Genomic DNA, 24,143 nt, shown 5'->3' with positions numbered 1-24,143 from the left:
TATCGGAGGAATCTGTTTGGATAAAAACGAGCACAACAAAAACAATAATATTATTTCATTCGTCCCAGACGGCGATTTTTACTATGAACGGGCCCTTGCGGAAATCCAGAAAGAACAATTTCCGGAAGCTTTGAAATATTTGAAACGAGCGGTGGAACTGAATCCTGATGATCATCAAATTGTCATGCAATATGGAATTATGGTGATGGAAGAAGGACGTTTTGAAGAAGCGCTGGATTTACTAATTCAAGCGTACGAATTGGAACCGACAGATGGCGATGTGATTTTCTATCTTGCAGAAATTCATGCACATCTGGGTCTATTACGTGAAGCGAAAATGTTTGCAGAAAAATATATGAACGTGGCACCGGAAGGGGAACTTTCAGAAGAAGCAAAAGAGATTATCGAGTTTGCTGAGCAAGAAGCTGCATTTTTATCGGACGAAGAACCGGGTGACGAAGAAGTTCACTTGTTACAAGAAAAGGCGAGACGATTAATGGAAACGGGAGAGTTTGACAAAGCGGTCTCAGTCTTAGAAGACATCGTTGTGGATTATCCTGAATCCTGGTCTTCTTTTAATAACTTGGCACTTGCTTATTTTTATAGAGGTGAAACGTCGGATGCCCGTGAATTGTTGTACGACGTGTTGCGAAAAGACCAAGGCAATGTCCATGCATTATGCAATCTTGCTGTTTTCTATTACTACGAAGGGGATCAGGAGAAATTACTGCCCCTCACTGAATTGCTAGTGAAAATACGTCCATATCAGTTTGAAAATCGCTACAAATTGGGAGCTACTTTTGCTCTGATTGGTAATCATAAGGAAGCGTACTACTGGTTGCGTAGCATTCAGAAAAAAGGATTTGAAGGAGATGCAGGATTCTTCTTTTGGCTAGCACATGCTGCATTCTTTTCAGGTCATCGTCAACAGGCTGAAACTGCATTTAGCCGATTGATTGAAATTGACCCTTCAAAGGCTGGACTGGAACCATGGGTTGATGCGAATGCGGACAAGCAGATTGACACGTCGATCTATACGCAGGACAAGCAATTTTTACTCGACAAAATTGGCAATGAGTATGTCAGCGAAAGAATGTTCGGATTTTTCCTGTTAGGAAAGTCCATTCATAAACAAGAAATTATAGCACACCCTGCTTATATAGATGTTGAAAAGTTGGAGGATCTTGAGAAGCTAGTACTCGCTTCAAGTTTGGATTATCATCTTGTAGAAAAGTCTATCGCAGATCAGGCATTCAATCGCGCCATGCAAGCAAGCGAACTGTTATATGCCAAGCACAATCCGCTTGATGAAGAAGGAACGCACTTATTTCAAATGTGGTTTTCTTTGTTTGAAATCGGAATTACGAAACAGTACACATTCAAAAATCCAAAAGCGATAGCTGCAGCTGCAGACTATATGTTCCATTCTTCTCGAAGCAAAGGGGTCACGAAAACAAAACTTGCTGAATTATATAAAATAAGCACACCTACACTTACTAAATACGTGAGTGAGTTGTTCGAGCTCCTTCCAAACTTCTCGTGATAACCTTTTGCCATGAAAAACGTATAGCAGGCAGAAAAGTTGATGGTAAGTCAGAAACCTTATACGATTTGAACAGAAGTAGTTAATTAGAGGAGGAACTAGAATGTCAGCTGAAACAATCTATGACGTGATTATCATTGGAGCAGGACCTGCTGGTATGACGGCAGCAGTATATACGGCACGCGCTAATATGTCGACTCTTATGTTGGAACGTGGAGTACCAGGCGGCCAAATGGCAAGCACGGAAGAAATTGAAAACTATCCAGGATTTGAGTCCATTCTTGGGCCTGAGCTTTCAACTAAAATGTTCGATCATGCTAAACGCTTTGGTGCAGAATATGCGTATGGTGATGTCAAAGAAATTATTGATGGAAAAGAATATAAAACAATTGTTGCTGGTGGAAAAGAGTATAAAGCTCGATCCATCATTATTACGACAGGCGCAGAATACCGTAAAATGGGTATCCCTGGCGAAACAGAGTTAACAGGTCGCGGAGTGAGCTACTGTGCAGTTTGTGATGGTGCTTTCTTTAAAAACAAAGAAATCATCGTTATTGGTGGCGGAGATTCTGCGGTTGAAGAGGGGACTTACCTTACTCGTTTCGCAAGTAAAGTAACTATTATTCACCGACGCGACGAGTTGCGTGCTCAGAAAATTCTTCAGGAACGAGCATTTGCAAATGATAAGATCGACTTCATCTGGAATTCAACCGTTAAAGAAGTGCACGGTAAAGATGGAAAAATCGATTCGGTCACATTAGTGTCAACAGAAGATGGTACTGAACAAGAGTTTGCAGCCCAAGGTATGTTTATCTACATTGGTCTAGATCCAATCACTGCACCATTCAAGAATCTCGGTATTTTAGATGCGAATGGATATATTAAAACAAACGAAGTGATGGAAACGGAAATTCCGGGAATCTTTGCAGCAGGGGATGTGCGTGAAAAACTATTGCGCCAAGTCGTCACAGCTACAGGGGACGGAAGTGTCGCTGCACAATCTTGTCAAAAGTATGTGGAAGAATTGACAGAATCCCTTGAAACTCAAGTGTAAGTAAATAATCTTTCCTTAACGCAACTTTAACATTTTTGTAACGCTACTGAAATAGTTATCGGTTATACTAAGAGTGTTGATTGACCCCCTATTTTTAAATAAACTTTTAAGCTGTCGGAGTGTACTATGCCGGCAGCTTCTTTTTGTGTCGTTTTTCGTTGAAATCGATTATACTTAGTACTATGTGTATAAAAAGAAGTGAGGAACGCATATGCAAAGAATTGTAAACCTACTCGTCGTGAAAGACGGAAAAACCTTATTGTTAAAAAAGCCGCGTAGAGGCTGGTATGTAGCTCCTGGTGGAAAGATGGATGCTGGCGAGTCCATTATGGAAACTGCCGTACGTGAATTTACAGAAGAGACCGGGGCAAAACCTGTCGATCCTCATCTTAAAGGTGTGTTCACTATGGTCATACGTAAAGGTGAGGAAGTAGTGGATGAATGGATGCTTTATACGTTTGTCGCGCATGATCTTACAGGCACTCCTCTCACACAGACGATTGAAGGAGAACTAGGATGGCAGCCGATAGAAGCCTTGAATACACTACCAATGGCAGAGGGAGATCGAACGAACTTGCTATTTGCGAGTTCAAGCCCTGGTATTCAATATGGGACATTCACGTATACAGAAGAATTTGAGCTTCTTGAAGAAAAAATTCAAAAGTCTATGGAAGGTGATTGAACCGATGGAGATTGAAGCACATTCTGAAGAACTCGAACTTGTCATTATTACAGGTATGTCGGGTGCGGGTAAGTCCGTAGCGATGCAAAGTTTTGAAGACATGGGCTACTATTGCATCGATAATTTACCACCGGAACTACTTGTGACATTCCTCGACCTGATGTTGAAATCGGCGGACAAAAAATCGAGAATCGCTGCGGTAATCGATACTCGAGGTGGTGGATTATTCGATGCTCTGCTTGATGCGATTGATAACTTGACTCGAATGGAAAATGTTACGACGCGAATTCTATTTCTTGAAGCGGATGACGAAACACTGGTTAGTCGATATAAAGAAACACGGCGATCACACCCGCTCGCAAACGGAAGACAGCCGTTAACAGGCATTCAAAAAGAACGAGGTCTCCTAAGTGATGTGAAGGGTCGTGCGCGTTCAATCTTTAACACATCTCGTATGAAACCGAAGCAACTTAGAGATAAAATCATTGCAGAATTCTCGGTGGGAGAAGGCGAAAATTTCACACTGAATTTTATATCATTCGGATTTAAACACGGAATGCCAATCGATGCAGATGTCGTATTTGACGTTCGATTTTTACCGAACCCTTATTACATTGAATCGATGCGCCCGCAGACGGGGCTCGACAAAGACGTGTATGAGTACGTTCTGAAATGGGAAGATACGCAAACATTGATCGCTAAGTTATCTGATCTATTTCAGTTTTTAATCCCTCAATATAAGAACGAGGGCAAATCACAAGTCGTCGTTGCATTCGGCTGTACAGGTGGGCAACATCGTTCTGTGACCCTAGCTGAATACTTTGGAAATCTGTTCAAAGATGACTATACAACATACGTAACACACCAGCATATCGAAAAAAGAAAGGGCTGACGCTATGACAACTTCCAATAGCCGCAAAAAAGTTGTGGTGTTTGGAGGCGGTACAGGTTTGTCGACATTACTTCGAGGGTTGAAGAAGTATCCAATCGATTTAACTGCGGTTGTTACAGTTGCTGATGATGGTGGAAGTTCAGGGAGGTTGTTGGATCAATATGATATCCCGCCTCCCGGAGATGTCAGAAAGGTGATGGCAGCGCTTTCAGATGTTGAACCTCTAATCGAGCAGCTTTTCCAGTACCGCTTTACAACTCAAGATGATCTTCACGGGCATTCCCTTGGGAATTTGATGCTTGCAGCTATGACAGATATTACAGGTGATTTTGCTAGCGCCGTAAAGAAAACAGGTCAGGTGCTCAATATTAAAGGAAAAGTGCTTCCGGCTGCCAATCAACGGATTAAGTTGCATGCAGAGCTGGATGACGGAACGATTGTTACTGGGGAGTCTAAAATTCCGATGTACGCACGTAAAATTCGTCAAGTGTACTTATCCCCTCAAGATGCCAAGCCGTTGCCAGAGACACTAGAAGCGATCCGTCAGGCGGATTTAATCATCATTGGACCGGGGAGTTTGTATACAAGTATTTTACCGTCTTTGCTTGTACAAGATATTCGCGATGCCGTCCTAAAAAGTGAAGCAAGTAAGGTGTATGTAGGAAACTTAACGACTCAAAAAGGTGAAACCTATCGATATACGGCTTCTGAACATGTCGCTGCGCTATATGACCATGTCGGAAAACCGTTTTTAGATGCAGTACTGCTGAATAAGACTGACATTATGCCGCTTTTAACAGAAGCAGGTCAGACCGTCACATCTTGGCCAGTAGAAAGGGATCTTGAAGAATTACAAAAGCTAGTTCCGGAAATTTGGCAAGAAGACATAGCACTCGCAGAAAATGATCGAGTGTTGCACGATGCAGAAAAAGTAGCAGAATGGTTCGTAAATTACATATCAGACGAATCTAAAACCAAACAGACGTGATCGTCACCGAGAAAGGGGAGAGTTCATGTCTTTCGCATCAGAAACAAAAAAAGAATTGACGCAAATCGAATCAGACGATTGCTGCACAAAGGCAGAAGTGGCTGCATTCATCCGAATGAACGGCGTTCTCTCATTTTCCAATAAGGCTATTAGTTTAGATGTACAAACAGAAAATGCAGCGATTGCCAGAAGACTCTATTCAAACTTGAAAAAGCTATATAAATACAAGGTCGAATTACTTGTACGGCGCAAAATGCGTTTAAAGAAGAATAACGTTTACATTTGTAGAATCCGAGAGGGAGCACGTCAGTTACTCGATGATTTAGATATTTTGACAAATACATTCCAGTCCAACCAATCCATTTCAGCATCGATCATTCCGAATGATTGTTGTAAGCGAGCGTATTTACGTGGAGCATTTCTGGCAGGGGGATCTGTGAATAATCCAGAGACGTCTTCCTATCACCTGGAAGTCTTTTCGATGTATGCAGAACACTCGGATGCATTAGTGGATCTCATGAACGAATATCAGCTGAATGCAAAATCGATTGAACGGAAAAAAGGATTTGTTGCGTACTTGAAAGAGGCAGAAAAAATTGCGGATTTTTTAAGTATTATAGGTGCACATGTTGCACTCATGAGATTTGAGGATATCCGGATTGTCCGGGATATGCGCAATAGTGTCAATCGGTTAGTGAACTGTGAAACAGCGAATCTTAATAAGACAATTAGTGCGGCTCAACGCCAAGTTGAGAATATTAAACTGATCCAATCGACAATTGGTTTGGACCAATTGCCTGACAGGTTGCAAGAAATTGCTCACTTACGAGTAGAGTATCAGGATATCACGTTAAAAGAGTTAGGGGAGATGGTTTCAGGGGGCCCTGTAAGCAAATCGGGTGTCAATCACCGTCTACGTAAAATTGATGAGATTGCCGAAAAAGTTCGAGTCGGTGGAATTACTTAAAAAGAAAGGGGTCCAAAGAAATGATAGAGAAAACCGCTGAAGTGAAAATTAAGCCTGGCTTGCAAGCACGTCAGGCAGCTCTATTTGTGCAAGTAGCGAACCGATACACATCTGACTTGTATGTCAAACGGGATGAGCGTCAAGTGAATGCGAAGAGTATTATGGGAGTTATGAGTTTAGCGATTGCACAAGGAAGCACAGTTACATTGATTGCCGATGGGGCTGATGAAGAACAAGCGGCAGAGTCGCTAGCTACTTTTGTGCAAGGGGTAAACTAACTAAAAAAACGTCCCGCAATTTACGGGACGTCTTAGTAGGTCTTAAAGTTATTTTCCTTCAGATTCTCTCATATCGCTACGTGTAATGATGTGGTCGATTAAACCATATTCTTTTGCACGTTCTGCGGTCATGAAATTATCACGGTCTGTATCTTTCTCAATTACTTCAATTGGTTGACCTGTGCGCTCAGCAAGAATCTGGTTAAGTTTCTCACGGATGAAGAGGATGTGCTTGGCAGCGATTTCAATTTCAGTCGCTTGACCTTGAGCACCACCAAGTGGCTGGTGAATCATAACTTCAGCGTTAGGAAGCGCATAGCGTTTTCCTTTGGTACCAGCTGCAAGTAAGAACGAACCCATTGAAGCTGCCATACCGATACAAATTGTTTGGATGTTCGGCTTAATGTATTGCATCGTATCATAGATCGCCATACCTGCAGTGATACTGCCGCCTGGACTGTTAATGTAAATGGAGATATCTTTGTCTGGATCTTCTGATTCTAAGAATAGTAATTGAGCGACAATAGAGTTTGCTACGTTGTCGTCAATTGCACTTCCAAGCATGATAATACGGTCTTTTAGCAAGCGGGAGTAAATATCATACGCACGCTCTCCACGATTCGTTTGTTCGATAACTGTAGGAATTAAGTTCATTTCATTTCCTCCCTTTAATTGTTGAATATGTCGTATGTTAAAGCGGTCACCCGCTCAACCATGACTTTATCATACATAGTATGGTCAACTAAGGTCAAATATAACGCTTTATAATTATTTGTTGCTTTTAGGTGGGTCAGGAAGTATACTATAACTTGTCCGCTGCAAAGTCAGATGATGCTGAGCCCTCGTGGTGCAATGGATAGCACGCAAGCCTCCGAAGCTTGAAATGTGGGTTCGACTCCCGCCGAGGGCATATAGGTGCTTTATGATACTCCCCCGATTGTATGTAAATCATACGGTCGGTGGAGTTTTTTTGTTTTGAAAGAAACTTTTTCAACTGTAGAGCGTATAAAGGATAACGATTAAGTTTTGAGCTTCTCGGTTTCAGGGTAAACTTTTGGAAGTGTAGAAACGAAGATATTATTGAGGAGGCGGGGAATTTGAAGAAGTTATTGTTACCATTAGGAATTATCGTCGCGATTATTGTGATTGGTGTTGCGATTTTCTCTGGGAGCTACAATAAATTTGTGACAGCCGAAGAAAACGTAGACCAAGCGTATTCCCAAATTGAAACGCAACTGCAACGAAGAGTGGATCTCATTCCAAACTTAGTGAACACTGTAAAAGGATTTGCTAAACAAGAGAAAGAAGTAATTGGTCAAGTAACCGAGGCGCGTTCGAAACTAGCCGGCGCAAACGGACCTGAAGAACAAGCTGCAGCGGACTCAGAGCTTTCAGGCGCACTTAGTCGATTGTTAGTAGTGGTTGAGAATTATCCAGAATTGAAAAGTAATGAAAACTACAGACAGCTTATGGATGAATTAGCTGGAACTGAAAACAGACTTGCTGTAGCACGGAAAGATTACAATGGCGAGGTCGCTTCGTATAACAAACAAGTGAAGCGTTTCCCGGGCAAACTCATTGCGTCTGTTTTCGGATTTGACGAAAAGGAATATTTCAAAGCGGAAGCTGGTGCAGAAAAAGCACCTGAAGTCGACTTTGGGGCTGATGAGTAATGAAAAAGTTAGCTGTCCGAGCATTTGCCCTGCTTGGCATGCTTCTAGTTTTGTTGACAATTGTTCAACCGGCAGTCCACGCAAAAGTGGATGTAGTGCAAGATGAGTCGGGGATTTTGTCCGAGAGTCAAATACAAGAACTAAGGGATTATGGAACGCGATTACACAGTGCTACAGGTGCTGAATTTGCAGTGCTAATTGTTCCTGACACGAATGGAGTACCCATCGAAGAGTTTTCATTAAACAAATTACGTGAATTTAAGCTTGGCAATGAAAAAGAAAATAATGGTGCACTACTTGTTATGACAACTAATCCTGATGAAGATGGCAAACGTCATATTCGTTTAGAAGTTGGTTATGGATTGGAAGGGGCACTTCCTGATGGGAAAGTGGGGAGAATTATCGACGAGGTTGCCATGCCCTACTTGAAAAGTGAACAGCCAGACTTAGCAATAATGGAAGCATACAAAGCTTTCTATAACGAAATCGCAAAGGAATATGGGCTGGAAGGATCTGAATTACCAGTCGCAACGTATGATGGTAACAACGGTGATGAAGGTGGGTTCCCAATCGTCCCAATCATCGTCATCGGTTTTATCCTCATCCAGATTTTCTTTAACTCTGGCAGAGGTGGCGGTTCCGGTGGTTCTGGAGGATCCGGTGGTAGACGTCGCGGTGGCGGCATGATTTTCTTCCCGGGATCGTTTGGAGGCGGAGGCGGCTCTGGTGGTTCTGGTGGTGGATTCGGAGGCTTTGGCGGCGGTGGTTCCGGAGGTGGCGGAGGCGCTGGCCGAAGTTGGTAAGCCAAAAACGATCTATACAACACTTAGTGTTGCGTAGATCGTTTTTTCCTTTTACACTGAGGTTATATGGAGGGATTCTCATGCATGTACTATTTTATACCAAACCGGGCTGTCCTTTGTGTGACGAAGCTGAACAGATGATGGAACTCATCCAGGAAGACTATCCATTAACGTGGACAGCTGTAAATATTGAAGACGATGACGCGAAGCACGAACAATACGTGTTCATGATTCCTGTTGTCGAAAAAGACAATGAGGTTCTTTGTTCAGGTGTGATTAGTTATGTCGAACTTGCATTACTTTTTGAAACCGGAGTTTAAATTTGAAATTATCGGGAATAGTATGTATAGTTGCATTATAAGTTAATATATTTTTTTGACTAAAGTGGGACGTATTTTAACCTACATGGTCAATTGTTGTCCTACAATGGAGGGAGGAGTCTTTCTGAAATCGGCTATTGTGGAAGCGCAGGAAAAGTTGGTACCCGAAATGATGGCAACCCTGCAACAACGTTATCTTGTGCTAAAACTTATCAAAACATCCGGGCCAATTGGAAGACGACCTCTTGCTGACACTGCAGGTTTGTCTGAACGTGAAACACGCTCGGTCGTGGAAGCCCTTCGAGATCAGCAACTTATACGAGTTGCAAAAGAGGGAGCGACCATCACTGCTGACGGAGAAAATGTGTTGCAGCATCTTGGACCGTTAGTTGAGTTGCAATATGGCAAGAATGTACTTGCAAAGCGTATTAAAAGTTATTTTTCCATTCAAGATGTACACATTGTAAAAGGGGACAGTTCTGAACCAGGTGGCTCCAACGAATTACTTGGAACTGAAGCTGCATCTGTTTTTGCAAGTCGCATTGGAAATGGACGTATCGTGGCCGTGACTGGTGGAAGTACAATGGCAGCTATTCCGAAACACTTGAGTTGTTACCCAGGTGCAGAAGATACAGTATTCATTCCCGCTAGAGGTGGGGTTGGAGATAATATAGGACAGCAAGCGAACGTGATTGCTGCTACATTCGCACATACGTGTAATGCTTCTTATAAGTCATTATATTATCCTGAATCTCTTAGTGAGGAAGCACATGCCATATTCCTAAGAGAACCGACCGCTCAGAAAATGCTTGAGCTATATGAAACAGCGGATTGCTTACTACATGGTATTGGCGATGCGAAAAAAATGGCGGCCATGCGTGATTCCAATGAAGAAGAACAACAGTTACTCGATTCCAGAAGTGCAAAAGGTGAAGCTTTCGGGTATTACTTTAATGGTGCCGGTGAAATAGTTCATCACCTTCGAACGGTTGGAATTCAAACCGATCATCTAAAACGCATTCCATTGGTATTAGCAGTGGCGGGTGGTTCAGCAAAAGCAGAAGCGATTCTTTCGTATTTGCGAGGAGCTACAAAGCAAACTGTTCTTATTACGGATGAAGGCGCTGCAAGGGAAATCGTGAATTTGCTAGCGAACGACTAACACAACATGTTTACAATCGGTCTGCTTTGGAAAATACCCAAAGTATGCCATCTATATATAACAACAAAACTTGGAGGGATTTTACATGACTGTAAAAATGGCGATTAATGGATTTGGACGTATTGGACGTATTGTAATGAGAGACACACTAGAGCACGAGGAACTTGAAGTTGTAGCAGTAAACGACTTAACGGATGCGCCGATGCTTGCTCACTTGTTGAAGTATGATTCAGTTCACGGAATCCTAGATGCAGATATCACTTCCGATGAAAACCATATTATTGTGAACGGTAAAAAAATTCGTGTCTATGCTGAAAAAGATCCAGCTAACCTTCCATGGAAAGACCTTGGAGTCGATATTGTTGTTGAAAGTACAGGAGTATTCCGCGACGCTAAAGGCTTACAGAAACACATCGACGCTGGAGCGAAGAAAGTCATCTTGTCAGCTCCTGCTAAAGGTGATGTGAAAACACTTGTTATGGGTGTGAACGAGCAAGAATATGATGCAGCAACAGATCACTACGTATCCAATGCATCATGTACTACAAACTGTTTAGCACCAGTCGTTAAAGTGTTGAACGAAAAGTTCGGCGTTGAGCGTGGCATGATGACAACAATTCACTCATACACAAACGATCAGCGAATTCTTGACCTTCCACACGAAGACTACCGTCGTGCGCGTGCTGCGGCAGAGTCTATGATCCCAACAACTACAGGTGCAGCGTCTGCTGTAACAAAAGTAATTCCTGAATTGAAAGGGAAATTGGATGGTATGGCTGTACGTGTTCCAACACCAAACGTTTCACTCGTTGACTTCGTTGCAGAGTTAAAAAAAGACGTTACTGTTGAAGACGTAAACAGTGCATTAAAAGAAGCATCTGAAAACGAACTAAAAGGGTACCTATTCTACAGCGACCTTCCACTCGTTTCAAAAGACTATAATGGCAACCATGCTTCTTCTACAGTGGATGGTCTGTCAACTATGGTACTTGGAGACAACATGGTGAAAGTGATTAGCTGGTATGACAACGAACAAGGATATGCTGCACGTTGTATCGACCTTGCGTTGTTCATGAACGAAAAAGGACTATAAGCGACAACTGTAAACACATATCGGGCACATAAAATCTGGCTTATCAGATTGTGACCGATTATACTTAATAGATGGGCAGGAGGAACGGCATTGCCCGTTTCCTCCTTTTTTATTAAAAACTTTTGTTTGTGAAGGAGTGCTTGTTCGCATGAATGCCAAAATGACGATGAAAGACTTGGATCTAAAAGGGAAACGAGTTTTCTGCAGGGTGGATTTTAACGTACCTATGGAAGATGGGAAAGTTTCAGATGAAACTAGAATCCGTGCTGCCATCCCTACAATCGAGTACCTTTCTGAACAGGGTGCAAAAGTAATTCTTGCGAGTCACCTGGGTCGTCCGAAAGGTGAAGTGAAAGAAGATTCACGTTTAACGGAAGCGGGAAAGCGATTGGCTGAATTACTAGGCAAACCCGTTTTGAAATTGGACGAGTCCACAGGGCCTGCGGTTGAGAAACAAGTTTCCGAGTTGGCTGATGGAGAAATTCTTTTACTTGAAAATGTTCGATTCCATGCGGGTGAGGAAAAGAACGATCCTGAACTTGCTAAACAATTTGCTGCACTGGCAGATGTTTTCGTCAATGACGCATTTGGAGCAGCACACCGTGCACATGCAACAACTGCTGGAATCGCGGAGTATCTGCCAAGTGTACAAGGACTTCTACTTGAAAAAGAACTCGACGTACTTGGGAAAGCATTATCAGATCCGGAGCGTCCATTCACAGCGATTATTGGTGGCGCAAAAGTGAAAGACAAGATTGGTGTCATCGATCACTTGTTGGATAAAGTCGATAATCTACTTATCGGTGGAGGCCTCTCCTATACATTTTCGCGTGCTCAAGGGCACGAAATAGGTGACTCACTGGTAGAAGAAGACAAAATCGATCTTGCTAAATCATTCATTGAAAAAGCAAAAGAAAAAGGCGTTAACTTATACTTGCCAATTGATGTGAAGGTAGCCGATTCATTTTCTGAAACAGCAGAAACTAAAGCTGTGGAAATCACAGGCATTGAAAAAGGTTGGATGGGCCTTGATATCGGTCCGAAAACCGCAGAACTTTACGACAGCGTGATCCGGGATTCAAAACTTGTTATTTGGAATGGACCGATGGGTGTATTTGAAATGGCACCATTTGCTGAAGGTACAAAGCGAGTTGCTCAAGCAATGGCTGAAACCGATGCATTTTCAATTATCGGTGGTGGCGATTCTGCTGCTGCTGTTGAAAAGTTTGAAGTAGCTGAAAAAATGGACCATATCTCTACAGGTGGCGGTGCGTCATTGGAGTTCATGGAAGGTAAAGAATTGCCTGGCGTTGCTGCATTGAAAGATCGTTCATAAGGAGGAAACTACTCATGAGAAAACCGATTATCGCAGGAAACTGGAAGATGTACAAAACGATGGATGAAGCTGTAGCGTTTATAGATTCACTTGCTGGAAAGTTGAAGGAAAGTGACAAGGTGGAAACTGTGATTTGTTCACCCGCACTTTATCTAACAACACTTGTTGAAAAGACAAAAGACTTACCGGTTCGTATTGGAGCACAAACGATGCATGAAGAGGGTGAAGGGGCATTCACGGGCGAAATCAGTCCTACGATGCTTTCAAGTGTAGGTGTTGAATTTGTCATCCTTGGACACTCTGAGCGTAGACAATACTATAACGAAACAGATGAATCTGTTAACCGAAAAGTAAAATCGGCTTTTGAACACAAGCTTACACCGATTGTATGTGTAGGTGAGTCACTGGAACAGCGTGAAGACAACGCGACATCAGCGATTGTTTCAGAACAAGTGAAGAAAGCGTTTGCGGGCGTTAGCGAGACAGATGCGGTTTCAGCAATCGTTGCCTATGAGCCGATTTGGGCGATTGGTACTGGACGTACAGCAACTGCAGAAGATGCGAATGAAGTGTGTGCACAAATTCGTACAGTTCTTTCAGAGCTATATTCTGAAACAGTGGCACAGGCGATCCGTATTCAATACGGCGGTAGTGTAAAACCTGGAAACATTGAAGAACTCTTATCGATGAGTGATATCGATGGAGCATTAGTCGGTGGAGCTAGTCTCGATCCGGAATCGTTCACCGCACTCGCGGAGGCTGGAGCAAATGCCTAAAGGTCCTGTTGGCCTTATCATTATGGACGGTTTTGGACTGCGCTCAGAAACTTCCGGAAATGCTGTTGCGCATGCGAAGAAACCAAACTATGAGCGATTATGGAACGCATATCCCCATTCCACGTTAACAGCGTGTGGGGAAGCGGTCGGGTTGCCTGAAGGTCAAATGGGAAACTCAGAAGTCGGTCACTTGAACATTGGAGCTGGACGGATTGTCTACCAGAGTCTTACTCGGGTCAATAAATCGATTCGTGAAAACGATTTTTTCCAAAACGAAGTGTTACTTGCGGCTGTACAGCACGCAAAAGCGAATAACGGTGCACTGCATTTGATGGGATTACTATCAGATGGCGGTGTCCACAGTCATTATGAGCATTTGTTTGCATTGCTTCGCCTTGCTGAAATGAATGGCGTTCGTGAAGTATACGTTCATGCGTTTTTAGACGGAAGAGATGTTGGACCTAAAACGGCATTAACGTATATCAAACAAACTGAAGAAGTCATGAAATCGGTCGGAGTGGGACAACTAGCGTCAATTTCTGGCCGCTATTATGCTATGGATCGTGACAGACGCTGGGAACGTATCAAGTTGGCGTATGATGTCATGGCGAATGGTGAAGGACCTGTTTACGCATCAGCTGAAGAAGGTGTCCAAGCTTCTTACGATGCAGGTGTGACAGACGAATTCGTTGTGCCATTTATTGTTCAACCAGAAGGACAGGCTCCAATTCAGATTTCTGAGGGAGACTCTGCTGTATTTTTCAATTTCCGACCTGACCGCGCGATTCAGTTATCCCGTGTGTTCACTCAAAATGGATTTGAAGGATTTGCAGCGAAGAAATATACAGATTTAAAATTTGTTACATTTACGGATTACAGTGCTGAAGTTGCTTCCCAAGTTGTATTTGCCAGACAAGATTTAAAAAATACAATTGGTGAAGTCCTTTCACAAAACAATATTCGTCAGCTTCGTATTGCAGAAACTGAAAAGTATCCGCATGTAACGTTCTTCATGAGTGGTGGACGAGAGGAAGAATTCGAAGGCGAGAAGAGAATTCTAATCCCTTCACCTAAAGTTGCCACTTACGATTTGAAACCTGAAATGAGTGCGTACGAAGTAACAGATGCGCTCATCAAAGAAATACAAGAGGACCAAATCGATGCGTTCATCCTCAATCTTGCGAACCCTGACATGGTCGGTCATAGTGGAATGCTCGAACCGACAGTGAAAGCGGTTGAGACAACGGATGAATGTGTTGGACGTATCCTAGATGTGTTACTTGCTAAAGGTGGCACAGCGATTATTACAGCAGACCACGGAAATGCAGACGAAGTAATGACAATTGAAGGTGCACCAATGACTGCGCATACGACTAATCCAGTACCAGTAATTGTGACGAAAGATGGCGTTACTCTAAGAGAAGGCGGTATTCTCGCTGATCTTGCGCCAACCATGTTAAAATTACTAGGTATCAAACAGCCAGTAGAGATGACAGGAACGCCATTATTTTAACTAAAGGGAGAGATTTGCATGCCAATCATTACACTTGTTCAAGCTAGAGAAGTACTCGACTCACGAGGGAACCCAACTGTTGAAGTCGAAGTGTTTACAGAAAGTGGAGCATTTGGACGAGCAATTGTACCATCTGGTGCATCAACAGGTGAATATGAGGCTGTTGAACTTCGCGATGGCGACAAAGATCGTTACCTTGGAAAAGGCGTGCTAAAAGCTGTTGATCACGTCAACGAAATCATTGCAGATGCGTTGGAAGAAAACTATTCAGTTCTCGACCAAGTCGTGATCGACAATGCTTTGATCGAACTGGACGGAACGGATAACAAAGGCAAACTTGGAGCAAACGCAATTCTTGGCGTATCTATGGCAGTAGCTCATGCGGCAGCTGACTATTTAGATATTCCGTTGTATCAATATCTTGGCGGCGTGAATGCGAAGCAACTTCCAGTTCCAATGATGAACATCGTCAATGGTGGAGAGCACGCAGATAACAACGTCGACATCCAAGAATTCATGATCATGCCTGTAGGCGCTGAATCATTCCGTCACGCACTTCGTATGGGAGCAGAAATCTTCCACGGTTTGAAAGCGGTTCTTCATGATAAAGGATTGAACACAGCGGTTGGTGACGAAGGCGGATTCGCACCGAACCTATCATCTAACGAAGAAGCGCTCTCTACGATTGTAGAAGCGATTGAAAAAGCAGGTTACAAAGCTGGCGAAGATATCATGCTCGCAATGGACGTGGCTGCTTCAGAAATCTTCAACAAAGAAGACGGCAAGTACCATCTATCAGGTGAAGGCATCGTGAAAACATCTGAAGAAATGGTTGACTGGTACGAAGAGTTAGTCAACAAGTATCCAATCATTTCAATTGAAGATGGTTTGGACGAAAACGACTGGGCAGGTCACAAGCTCTTAACAGACCGCCTTGGCAAGCGCGTACAACTTGTAGGAGACGATCTCTTCGTAACGAATACAGAAAAATTGTCACGCGGTATTCAAGAAGGCGTTGGCAACTCAATCCTTATTAAAGTGAACCAGATCGGAACACTTACAGAGACATTCGATGCGATTGAAATGGCGAAACGTGCGGGCTATACAGCAGTTATCTCTCACCGTTCAGGTGAAACAGAAGATACAACAATCGCTGACCTTGCAGTCGCAACAAATGCAGGGCAGATTAAGACCGGTGCTCCTTCGCGTACAGATCGCGTTGCGAAGTATAACCAATTGCTACGTATCGATGACCAACTCGATGAAACAGCACAGTACCTTGGCAAACAAACATTTTACAACTTGAAGCAACAATAAGTTGCGGTTAGAGACAACTGCTTGAAACAGCGGTTGTCTCTATTGCTAGAGTTTGGTAAACTGGTAAGGTAGTTGAGTTCTGTTTCAGGAGGTGGAACATTATGCACGCGTTATTATTGACATTGCTCGTGATTGTCTCACTTTCACTAATTGTCGTTGTCTTGCTACAATCGGGGAAAAGTGCAGGCCTATCTGGAGCCATCTCCGGTGGTGCAGAACAGTTATTTGGTAAACAAAAGGCACGCGGTCTAGACTTAGTCTTGCAGCGCGTTACAATTGTACTATCCGTGCTGTTCTTCGTACTGGCGATTGCGATCGTGAAAATATAAAAAGAAGCAATTTTCGCCTGGCCATCTGTACGGCCAGGCTTTTTTATTCAAAAATGGTTTGGTAATGATTGGAGGTTAGGTCGCATGAAAGTTTCTCATGCAAAGCCTTTCTTTTTTGAACATGGAAAGCGAGCAGTGCTTTTACTGCATGGTTTTACAGGGACATCTGCAGACGTACGAATGATCGGACGTTTCTTAGAGAAAAAAGGATATACATCCCTTGCGCCGCATTATAAAGGACATGGTGGCCCCGCAGAAGACCTGATTCAAACGGGTCCTGACGACTGGTGGCCAGATGTCACTCAAGCTTATGACCAACTAAAAGATGCTGGTTATGACCAAATTGCTGTAGCTGGGTTATCATTAGGTGGCGTATTTTCGCTAAAATTAGGTGCCGAGCGTCCTGTGATGGGAATTGTTACGATGAATGCACCGATGTCGATGCGTTCGTTAGATCAAATGTATGAAGGGGTACTCCATTACGCCCGCGAATACAAAAAACTAGAAGGTAAAGACGAGGAAACAATCGATGTGGAAGTGGCGGCACTACGTGAAAAATCGATGCCTTCGCTAACCGACCTTCAGAAGCTGATCGAGAACGTGAGAGCTGAAGTGGATACGATCTATGCGCCGTTATTAGTTGTTCAATCCACTCATGATGAAGTAATCGAAACGAATTCAGGACAAATCATCTATGATAACGCAGAATCTACAGACAAAAAGATTTCACACTATGAGAAATCGAAGCATGTGATTACATTAGGAACTGAAAAAAATGAGTTACATGAAGAGATTTTTGAGTTTCTGGAGTCTCTTGATTGGGAAGAGTAATCCTATCGACTTCAGGTAATACTAACAATATAAGGAGGGATGAGAATTGGATAATTTTGAAAAAGAATTGCAACAAAAAATCCTTTCAACAATGAAAGACGATTCATACAAGCCGCTGACTGTGCAGGAAATCCAGGAGTTACTCGGAATGGAACAAGCCGCAGAATTTAAAGAACTTGTGAAAATGCTTGTCCATTTAGAACAAAAAGGACTCATCATTCGTTCCCGTACAAATCGTTATGGCACTCCAGAGCGTATGAATCTTGTACGTGGAAAGTTTATCGGACATGCGAAAGGTTTTGGATTTGTCACACCTGAAACGGAAGGCATGGATGATATTTTCATACCGCCGAACGAAGTAAATGGTGCGATGAATGGAGATATCGTGTTAGTACGCGTTTCCAGCAGCTCATTCGGAGATCGAAGAGAAGGCGCAATCAGTCGAATCGCTGAACGTAAAACAACAAAAGTTGTAGGAACGTATCAGGACAACAAAGGGTTCGGATTTGTCATTCCGGATGATAAAAAGCTCCCTATGGACTTATTCATTGCTAAAGGAAATAACCTAGGTGCTGTCGAAGGGCATAAAGTAGTTGCGGAAATCACTGAGTTTCCAAGTGACATGAAATCTGCGACTGGAATGGTTGTGCAGATTCTTGGACACAAAAATGATCCTGGTGTCGACATCCTTTCAATTATCCACAAACATGGAATAGAAATCGAGTTTCCTCCTGAAGTACTACAGCAAACGGATAAAATCCCTGCAGAAATCCAGGAAACAGATTTGTTCAAACGCAACGACCTGCGAGATGTACTGACGATTACGATTGATGGTGCAGATGCAAAGGATTTAGATGACGCGATTTCACTCGTGAAAAACGCAGATGGAACACATACGTTATCTGTCCACATTTCCGATGTAAGTCATTATGTCACGGAGAATTCTCCACTGGACGCTGAAGCCTATGATCGTGGAACGAGTGTCTACTTAACGGACCGCGTTATTCCGATGCTGCCACATAAGCTTTCGAACGGAATCTGTTCGTTGCACCCTGATGTAGATCGGTTAACACTCACATGTGAAATGACGATTGACGGAAGCGGGAAAGTGACACATCACGAAATTTATCCAAGTATCATCAATTCCGATTATCGGATGACGTATCAAGACGTCTACCAAATTGTAGACCAATTGGATGAAGAGCTACGCACGAAGTACTCGGAAATCGTTCCAATGTTGACGGATATGGCAGAGCTTGCAAAAATCCTTCGCCAAAAACGAGGAGATCGTGGTGCCATTGACTTCGATTTCAAAGAATCGAAAGTTTTGGTAGATGAAGAAGGCTGGCCAAAAGAAATTAAGATTATAGAACGTACTGTTGCAGAGCGCATGATTGAAGAATTTATGCTTGCTGCGAACGAAACGGTTGCAGAGCATTTCCATTGGCTACAAGTTCCGTTCATGTACCGAATTCACGAAGATCCGAAACCAGAGAAACTTCAACGTTTGTTCGAGTTCCTTACAAACTTCGGTATCGTTGTAAAAGGTGCTGGCAACAAAGTACATCCAAGAGCCTTACAAGAAATTACAGAGTCCATTTCAGGTCTACCTGAGGAAACTGTTATTTCAACGATGCTATTACGCTCGATGCAACAGGCGAAATATTATCAGGAAAGTCTCGGTCACTTTGGTTTATCTGCAGACTTCTATACACACTTCACTTCTCCAATCCGTCGTTACCCAGACTTGATCGTACATCGTCTCATTCGTACGTATCTGTTTGAAAAAGACGTTTCAGGGAAAACAGTTGCACATTGGGATGCGGAGTTACCGGAAATCGCTCAGCATACATCTGATATGGAACGCCGTGCGGTAGATGCAGAACGCGATACAGATGCATTGAAAAAAGCACAGTTCATGTTGGATAAAATTGGTGAAGAGTTTGAAGGTGTCATTTCTTCTGTAACGAATTTTGGTTTGTTCGTAGAGCTTGAGAATACAATTGAAGGACTCGTTCACGTCAGCTATATGACAGACGACTACTATCGTTTTGACGATCGTCAAATGATGATGATCGGGGAGCACACAGGTAAGCAATTCCGAATTGGGGATGAAGTCACAGTAAGAGTGACCGCTGTTAAGCCAGAAGAATCTTCGATTGACTTTGAAATTGCGGATATGAAGAAGACGTTCCATAGAACACGTAAGACAACACCGAAAGTGATCCATGCGAAGAGCAGGAATTCTGGCGATTCAAAGGACAAAGGTTCTAAGAAAAATGATTCCGGTAAACCGAATCATTCTGGAAAGCCAGCTGCCAAAAAATCTGGCGGAAGTGAAAAGAAACGGTTTTATGAAGGTGTTGCGAAGAAGAACAAAAAGCAAAAACCTAGAAAAAGAAAGTGAACCGGATTGCCAACTGGCCATTCGGTTTCACGGGAGGGTGAATGACGATGGCAAAAGGCAAAGGTAAAGTACTCGCAGTCAATAAGAAAGCCAATTACGACTTCGCAATTGAAGAAACAATTGAAGCAGGTATTGTACTGCAAGGTACGGAAATTAAGTCAATTCGTAATGGGAAGGTACAGTTGAGAGATGCATTCGTGCTCATTCGAAACAATGAAGCCTGGATCTCCAATATGCATATCAGCCCTTACGAACAAGGGAATCAGTTTAACCATGATCCTGTTCGCTCTCGTAAACTACTGATGCACAAGAAACAGATTAGTACGTTGATCGGGCAGACGAAGGAAAAAGGGACTGCAATTGTACCTTTGAAGATGTATATTAAAGATGGATTCGCAAAAGTGCTAGTAGGAGTCGGTAAAGGTAAGAAGTTGTACGACAAGCGGCATGATTTAAAAGAGAAAGAAGCAAAGCGTGAGATGCAACGGGCCTTCAAAGACAAACAGCAATATTGATATGTGGCGTTGGATGAGGTATACTAATCTTAGTAATACAGTTCCGATAGTCTTAGCATCAGTAGGAGGCTACTGATGACTCCAGACGTTTCCCGGACATCCCTTTAACGGGGACGTTACGGATTCGACAGGGGTGGTCTAAGCGTGAGCTGCGCGTCGGAGGCTCGTCTCCGTCAGAAACGGACCTTAATAATAACAGGCAAAACAAACAACAACCTAGCATTCGCAGCGTAAGCTGTTGAATCTGCCTTGCAATACCATCGCCCATGTGGCGTTGTAGGGCTAACCTAAAGTGGGATACGCTGGATGCTGCTTTTCGAGGCTCCCCAGAAGAGATTTCCGAAATAGCGCTCAGGACGCCCTGTCTTCCGGCATAATGTAGCGCGAACTCAAATAGGAAAACTACACGCGTAGACGTTTACGTATTAGAGCCTCTGGACGTGGGTTCGACTCCCACCGTCTCCATAGAAATACGGTAAAACACCATCCCTTGTGGATGGTGTTTTTTGTATTAGGCGGAATTTGTGACATGAGAGGGAGTTTGCCTGCAGGCAGTCAGGCGAACGCTCATAAAACAGGAAATATGATCATAAAACGGAAAAGGCGCTCACAAACCAAGGAGTCCGCTCATAAAATTTGAAATGTGATCATAACTCCATTACTTCCCGTAGTCAAACACCCCACTCAATTAAAAAAAAGACAAGCCATGGCCATTTTTTTTAAAAACTCTATTTAACTCCCAATAAATACAAGTGAATTCGTCCAATCGGATGTGTATTTGACAATTTTAGAATTTAATCGTTTGTATGATTTATAGTTAACTCACTTTTGAATAACTATTCTTCTTAAAATAGCCATGAAGTGCATTTAGATGGGAAGTAAGCGAATGTAAAAAGCCAAGATCTGGATTTGTGAAGAGCAAGATTTAAATCAGCCAATACAGAATGATGTCTATTTATAAAGTATTGTAGCTATTTAGAATTGGTGGTAGGATGTGGATATGGGAAGGTAGCATAATTATTATTATCAAAAGCACAATGATGCGTTTTTTATTTCAAGAAGGTTGGAATAACAGTGATGACAGCGAATTATAATTCAAACTTTAGAATTAGAACATGAAACTGAGACTTAGCAAACTAGTTATTAAAAATAGGAGCCTTAGATGAAATTGTTGCAGAGAGAACAATTAAAAAGGTAAAGCTTAACTCTCCAAGACTATTTAAAGCTAGGGGAGGGCTATTAGCAAACATCTCTTCTTATTTAATCGAAGTGGAAAACTGGTTAGAAGAAATTGAAGATAGTAGTACACCTACGAAAAGACGAAATAGGTTGTTAAAATTAAGAGATTCACTTGAAATAATAGAGAATCTATTTTATCCAACTGAAAAATATATCGCTTTCACGAAAGATTTTTTAACAAAAAATGAAGTCTATCAAAAAGCAAAAGGGTTAATTGAAACAGAGTTGTAATAATTGGGGTTAAATATCGAGATTATTGAACTAAATATTCGAGTAACCATGGATTGAACGTTCATGTTTTTTTAAACATTCTTGATTGTTTCATGCACAGGTACCTTTCACTAGAACTCTTAGAGTGCCAGTTAGAAAAAGACAGTATAGAGACAGAACTAGAGGAATCAAACTATGTTATTAACTAGCTTGGAGAAAAGGTTGTCTACTAATTACGTTGCGGAGGAGTGACTCTTCATTGTAGGTAGAGATGTTTAACTTAAGTTCGTGTGAAAACTGCAACAAAGCGTAGAAAATCAGGAGGTCCCAGATGGATGCACTTCAGAATGTTTTTAATAATAGGGAGATTGCATTATGTTGTTGGGTTATCATAGCCATTATAGTTGGTATCTTCACAAAAGCCGGAAGGGATTTTTTGAAGTCCGTCCTACCGATTGTCTTTAGTCGCCAATTTGTGTTTTTTTATATAGTATTTCTGAGCTTCTTTTCTCTAACTGTTCTATATCTGTATCATGCTAGTTTTTGGGATTTGTCGTTATTGAAAGATACCGTCTTTTGGGTAATATTTATACTTGTCCCGTTATTTGCAAAAGCAATTGAGAATGCAAAAGATGGTCGATTCTTTGCAAAACTGATTAAAGACAATCTAGCATTCATTGTGATCATCGAATTTATCCTAAATTTTTGGACGTTTAACTTAGCTGTTGAAATGTTGGTTATTCCAATAGCCATTCTTCTTGGTGGAGTTTATGCAGTTGCATCAAGAGAAGAAAAAACATTGATTGTAAAAAAAATCTTAGATGGATTATTTGTTGTCTTTGGGACTGTGGTAATAATATTTAGCTCGTACAATTTGATACAACGTCCAGGGGAGATTTTAAATATAAAAACTTTGAAAGAGTTTCTACTACCTATTTTATTGTTGTTTATGAATCTCCCTGTGGTATATGGATTGGCCCTATATAATACATACGAGCAAGTGTTTGTAAGAGTAAAAGGTGAACCTAAAGAACAACAAAAAATTAAACGACTACTCTTTCGATTCGCTGGATTTAATCTGACGAAAGTAACCTCGATAAAAAACAATTTGAAGCGTACTACAAATCTAAGCAGAACTGCCGAAGAATTAAAACAGCATTTGCGAGAATTTGAAAAATATTTGAATACCCGTATAGGAGATAATTATATGAAAAGACCACGGTTTTACATTTTATCTTGTATCCTGATGATTATTATCTGCCTTTCAGGTATTATTGCAAGTAATTCTACTGTGGGGTTGAAAGACTTAGTGACTTTCAACTTCGTATTAGATATTGAGAAAATGAAGCAATTAGTGACTTATGTATTATCAACCGGACTAGCTATCTCTATATGCTTTTTGATTTATTTCATTGGGTTCCGAAAAAAGAAATATGAAGAGATTTCTCAAATTAAAAAATTTGCATTACACGATTTGTTGTTATTTATTAAGTTTCAAAATAGGATGTTACCGGATTACCCATCAGTTGAGGATCCTCAAAAGTTATTCGCCCAATATATATCAATTGTATATGACATTAAAAGAGAGTGTGATAAAGCTATTATTACCTATGACAACCTATTGACCAATTGGGAAATTGAAACCATAAAACAATTACAGACATACACAGCTTTATTAATTTCAACAATTGGAATTGACGATATTGAAGGATATAATGCTGAAGAGTTTGCAACTTTTTATAACGATAAAAAAGCAACTGCTATCCAAAATGAAAAAATTAATATTTTCACTTCCGATATTGAAAGAGACATCAAGAAGTATTCAGAGCAGATCAAACTTTGCATGGAAATATTCAAAATCAGTAAATAATATTACAGTCTAAACACTCGGTGAAACATGTTATGAGATTAGGGGGGCATTAACTGATGGACCCAAATTTTTTAACTTTGCGATACGCTAAACCTTATCGAATAGTTTTATTATTTGTTTTGAATGCATTTACGTTCTGTAAAGCCTAATAAAAATGTATGGACCCCGCAACATAATTTTTATTGAAGCTAGTCAAACATTTTCAATAGAAGTTATAAACCCTTACATATATTGATATTTCGGCACTAATGCTAGTGGAGGGTTCGACTCCCAAGTCTCCATTTTTTGTCACAGCAACGTTTAAACGGTGTGCGGCATCAACATTAAACAAAAGAAAGTAGATCT

General features: G+C 41.7%; 22 protein-coding genes, 1 tRNA gene and 1 other RNA gene. 23 read left to right on the top strand and 1 reads right to left on the bottom strand.

Going from position 1 to position 24,143, the window contains the following annotated elements; translation table 11 throughout:
- Positions 1 to 16 precede the first annotated feature (16 nt).
- From RL70_RS06140 to RL70_RS06110, 7 genes are all read left to right on the top strand, one after another.
- Positions 17 to 1,543 carry a lipopolysaccharide assembly protein LapB gene (locus tag RL70_RS06140; protein ID WP_039042550.1) on the top strand — a complete coding sequence of 509 codons (1,527 nt, stop codon included), beginning with the start codon at positions 17 to 19 and terminating at the stop codon, positions 1,541 to 1,543.
- 103 nt (positions 1,544 to 1,646) lie between these two features.
- Entirely contained in the window at positions 1,647 to 2,597 is a 951-nt protein-coding gene (trxB, locus tag RL70_RS06135; RefSeq protein ID WP_039042549.1) for a thioredoxin-disulfide reductase, read from the top strand.
- Between the two features lie 211 nt (positions 2,598 to 2,808).
- Positions 2,809 to 3,279, top strand: a complete 471-nt coding sequence (locus RL70_RS06130; RefSeq protein ID WP_039042548.1) for an NUDIX domain-containing protein — start codon at positions 2,809 to 2,811, stop codon at positions 3,277 to 3,279.
- Positions 3,280 to 3,283: 4 nt separating this feature from the next.
- Positions 3,284 to 4,171: an RNase adapter RapZ gene (gene rapZ / locus RL70_RS06125; RefSeq protein ID WP_039042547.1), complete on the top strand. Its 888-nt coding sequence runs from the start codon at positions 3,284 to 3,286 to the stop codon at positions 4,169 to 4,171.
- A 4-nt stretch (positions 4,172 to 4,175) separates the two neighbouring features.
- Entirely contained in the window at positions 4,176 to 5,159 is a 984-nt protein-coding gene (gene yvcK / locus RL70_RS06120) for a gluconeogenesis factor YvcK family protein (protein ID WP_039042546.1), read from the top strand.
- A gap of 25 nt (positions 5,160 to 5,184) precedes the next feature.
- Positions 5,185 to 6,126, top strand: coding sequence for a DNA-binding protein WhiA (whiA, locus tag RL70_RS06115; protein ID WP_039042545.1), 942 nt, complete (start codon positions 5,185 to 5,187; stop codon positions 6,124 to 6,126).
- Positions 6,127 to 6,146: 20 nt separating this feature from the next.
- The gene (locus RL70_RS06110) at positions 6,147 to 6,404 is read left to right on the top strand and encodes an HPr family phosphocarrier protein (RefSeq protein ID WP_039042544.1); all 258 of its coding nucleotides are present in this window, start codon (positions 6,147 to 6,149) and stop codon (positions 6,402 to 6,404) included.
- A gap of 48 nt (positions 6,405 to 6,452) precedes the next feature.
- Here RL70_RS06110 and clpP read toward each other — a convergent pair whose 3' ends face one another.
- Positions 6,453 to 7,058, bottom strand: a complete 606-nt coding sequence (gene clpP / locus RL70_RS06105; protein WP_025783081.1) for an ATP-dependent Clp endopeptidase proteolytic subunit ClpP — start codon at positions 7,056 to 7,058, stop codon at positions 6,453 to 6,455.
- A 184-nt stretch (positions 7,059 to 7,242) separates the two neighbouring features.
- On the opposite strand from clpP, the gene RL70_RS06100 reads away from it, so the two are divergent.
- From RL70_RS06100 to RL70_RS06025, 16 genes are all read left to right on the top strand, one after another.
- Positions 7,243 to 7,314, top strand: a tRNA-Arg gene (locus RL70_RS06100).
- Between the two features lie 187 nt (positions 7,315 to 7,501).
- The gene (locus RL70_RS06095) at positions 7,502 to 8,077 is read left to right on the top strand and encodes a LemA family protein (RefSeq protein WP_039042543.1); all 576 of its coding nucleotides are present in this window, start codon (positions 7,502 to 7,504) and stop codon (positions 8,075 to 8,077) included.
- Positions 8,077 to 8,880 (top strand): YgcG family protein, encoded by an 804-nt coding sequence (locus RL70_RS06090; protein WP_039042542.1) that lies wholly within the window; start codon positions 8,077 to 8,079, stop codon positions 8,878 to 8,880. Before RL70_RS06095 ends, RL70_RS06090 begins: the two co-directional genes overlap by 1 nt.
- 80 nt (positions 8,881 to 8,960) lie before the next feature.
- On the top strand, positions 8,961 to 9,200 hold the full coding sequence (locus RL70_RS06085) for a glutaredoxin family protein (protein WP_039042541.1): 240 nt from the start codon (positions 8,961 to 8,963) through the stop codon (positions 9,198 to 9,200).
- A gap of 169 nt (positions 9,201 to 9,369) precedes the next feature.
- Positions 9,370 to 10,362 carry a sugar-binding transcriptional regulator gene (locus tag RL70_RS06080; protein WP_197054086.1) on the top strand — a complete coding sequence of 331 codons (993 nt, stop codon included), beginning with the start codon at positions 9,370 to 9,372 and terminating at the stop codon, positions 10,360 to 10,362.
- 85 nt (positions 10,363 to 10,447) lie between these two features.
- On the top strand, positions 10,448 to 11,455 hold the full coding sequence (gene gap, locus RL70_RS06075) for a type I glyceraldehyde-3-phosphate dehydrogenase (protein WP_025783052.1): 1,008 nt from the start codon (positions 10,448 to 10,450) through the stop codon (positions 11,453 to 11,455).
- 148 nt (positions 11,456 to 11,603) lie between these two features.
- Positions 11,604 to 12,791: a phosphoglycerate kinase gene (pgk, locus tag RL70_RS06070; RefSeq protein WP_039042540.1), complete on the top strand. Its 1,188-nt coding sequence runs from the start codon at positions 11,604 to 11,606 to the stop codon at positions 12,789 to 12,791.
- A gap of 14 nt (positions 12,792 to 12,805) precedes the next feature.
- Positions 12,806 to 13,567: a triose-phosphate isomerase gene (tpiA, locus tag RL70_RS06065; RefSeq protein WP_039042539.1), complete on the top strand. Its 762-nt coding sequence runs from the start codon at positions 12,806 to 12,808 to the stop codon at positions 13,565 to 13,567.
- Entirely contained in the window at positions 13,560 to 15,080 is a 1,521-nt protein-coding gene (gpmI, locus tag RL70_RS06060; RefSeq protein WP_039042538.1) for a 2,3-bisphosphoglycerate-independent phosphoglycerate mutase, read from the top strand. The genes tpiA and gpmI overlap by 8 nt, the downstream gene beginning before the upstream one ends.
- Before the next feature lie 18 nt (positions 15,081 to 15,098).
- Entirely contained in the window at positions 15,099 to 16,397 is a 1,299-nt protein-coding gene (gene eno, locus RL70_RS06055) for a phosphopyruvate hydratase (protein WP_025783048.1), read from the top strand.
- A 101-nt stretch (positions 16,398 to 16,498) separates the two neighbouring features.
- Positions 16,499 to 16,726 carry a preprotein translocase subunit SecG gene (gene secG, locus RL70_RS06050; RefSeq protein ID WP_025783047.1) on the top strand — a complete coding sequence of 76 codons (228 nt, stop codon included), beginning with the start codon at positions 16,499 to 16,501 and terminating at the stop codon, positions 16,724 to 16,726.
- A gap of 84 nt (positions 16,727 to 16,810) precedes the next feature.
- The gene (locus RL70_RS06045; RefSeq protein WP_039042537.1) at positions 16,811 to 17,557 is read left to right on the top strand and encodes a carboxylesterase; all 747 of its coding nucleotides are present in this window, start codon (positions 16,811 to 16,813) and stop codon (positions 17,555 to 17,557) included.
- Between the two features lie 46 nt (positions 17,558 to 17,603).
- Positions 17,604 to 19,964, top strand: coding sequence for a ribonuclease R (gene rnr, locus RL70_RS06040; protein WP_039042536.1), 2,361 nt, complete (start codon positions 17,604 to 17,606; stop codon positions 19,962 to 19,964).
- Positions 19,965 to 20,011: 47 nt separating this feature from the next.
- The gene (smpB, locus tag RL70_RS06035; protein WP_039042535.1) at positions 20,012 to 20,479 is read left to right on the top strand and encodes an SsrA-binding protein SmpB; all 468 of its coding nucleotides are present in this window, start codon (positions 20,012 to 20,014) and stop codon (positions 20,477 to 20,479) included.
- Positions 20,480 to 20,588: 109 nt separating this feature from the next.
- Positions 20,589 to 20,947: a transfer-messenger RNA gene (gene ssrA, locus RL70_RS17480) on the top strand.
- A 1,312-nt stretch (positions 20,948 to 22,259) separates the two neighbouring features.
- Positions 22,260 to 23,798, top strand: coding sequence for a hypothetical protein (locus RL70_RS06025; RefSeq protein ID WP_039042533.1), 1,539 nt, complete (start codon positions 22,260 to 22,262; stop codon positions 23,796 to 23,798).
- Positions 23,799 to 24,143: the final 345 nt, after the last annotated feature.

The sequence above is a fragment of the Sporosarcina sp. ZBG7A genome (assembly GCF_000813425.1).
GTDB lineage: Bacteria > Bacillota > Bacilli > Bacillales_A > Planococcaceae > Sporosarcina.
The sequence above is the reverse complement of the archived record's forward strand: the minus strand, read 5'-3'. Positions and strand labels throughout refer to the sequence as shown.

Bases quoted from the DNA above. Each gene is read 5' to 3' on its own strand.
- trxB (WP_039042549.1), top strand. From the start codon at position 1,647: ATGTCAGCTGAAACAATCTATGACGTGATTATCATTGGAGCAGGACCT.
- RL70_RS06130 (WP_039042548.1), top strand. From the start codon at position 2,809: ATGCAAAGAATTGTAAACCTACTCGTCGTGAAAGACGGAAAAACCTTA.
- rapZ (WP_039042547.1), top strand. From the start codon at position 3,284: ATGGAGATTGAAGCACATTCTGAAGAACTCGAACTTGTCATTATTACA.
- yvcK (WP_039042546.1), top strand. From the start codon at position 4,176: ATGACAACTTCCAATAGCCGCAAAAAAGTTGTGGTGTTTGGAGGCGGT.
- whiA (WP_039042545.1), top strand. From the start codon at position 5,185: ATGTCTTTCGCATCAGAAACAAAAAAAGAATTGACGCAAATCGAATCA.
- RL70_RS06110 (WP_039042544.1), top strand. From the start codon at position 6,147: ATGATAGAGAAAACCGCTGAAGTGAAAATTAAGCCTGGCTTGCAAGCA.
- clpP (WP_025783081.1), bottom strand. From the start codon at position 7,058: ATGAACTTAATTCCTACAGTTATCGAACAAACGAATCGTGGAGAGCGT.
- RL70_RS06090 (WP_039042542.1), top strand. From the start codon at position 8,077: ATGAAAAAGTTAGCTGTCCGAGCATTTGCCCTGCTTGGCATGCTTCTA.
- RL70_RS06085 (WP_039042541.1), top strand. From the start codon at position 8,961: ATGCATGTACTATTTTATACCAAACCGGGCTGTCCTTTGTGTGACGAA.
- RL70_RS06080 (WP_197054086.1), top strand. From the start codon at position 9,370: ATGATGGCAACCCTGCAACAACGTTATCTTGTGCTAAAACTTATCAAA.
- gap (WP_025783052.1), top strand. From the start codon at position 10,448: ATGACTGTAAAAATGGCGATTAATGGATTTGGACGTATTGGACGTATT.
- pgk (WP_039042540.1), top strand. From the start codon at position 11,604: ATGAATGCCAAAATGACGATGAAAGACTTGGATCTAAAAGGGAAACGA.
- tpiA (WP_039042539.1), top strand. From the start codon at position 12,806: ATGAGAAAACCGATTATCGCAGGAAACTGGAAGATGTACAAAACGATG.
- gpmI (WP_039042538.1), top strand. From the start codon at position 13,560: ATGCCTAAAGGTCCTGTTGGCCTTATCATTATGGACGGTTTTGGACTG.
- eno (WP_025783048.1), top strand. From the start codon at position 15,099: ATGCCAATCATTACACTTGTTCAAGCTAGAGAAGTACTCGACTCACGA.
- secG (WP_025783047.1), top strand. From the start codon at position 16,499: ATGCACGCGTTATTATTGACATTGCTCGTGATTGTCTCACTTTCACTA.
- RL70_RS06045 (WP_039042537.1), top strand. From the start codon at position 16,811: ATGAAAGTTTCTCATGCAAAGCCTTTCTTTTTTGAACATGGAAAGCGA.
- smpB (WP_039042535.1), top strand. From the start codon at position 20,012: ATGGCAAAAGGCAAAGGTAAAGTACTCGCAGTCAATAAGAAAGCCAAT.
- RL70_RS06025 (WP_039042533.1), top strand. From the start codon at position 22,260: ATGGATGCACTTCAGAATGTTTTTAATAATAGGGAGATTGCATTATGT.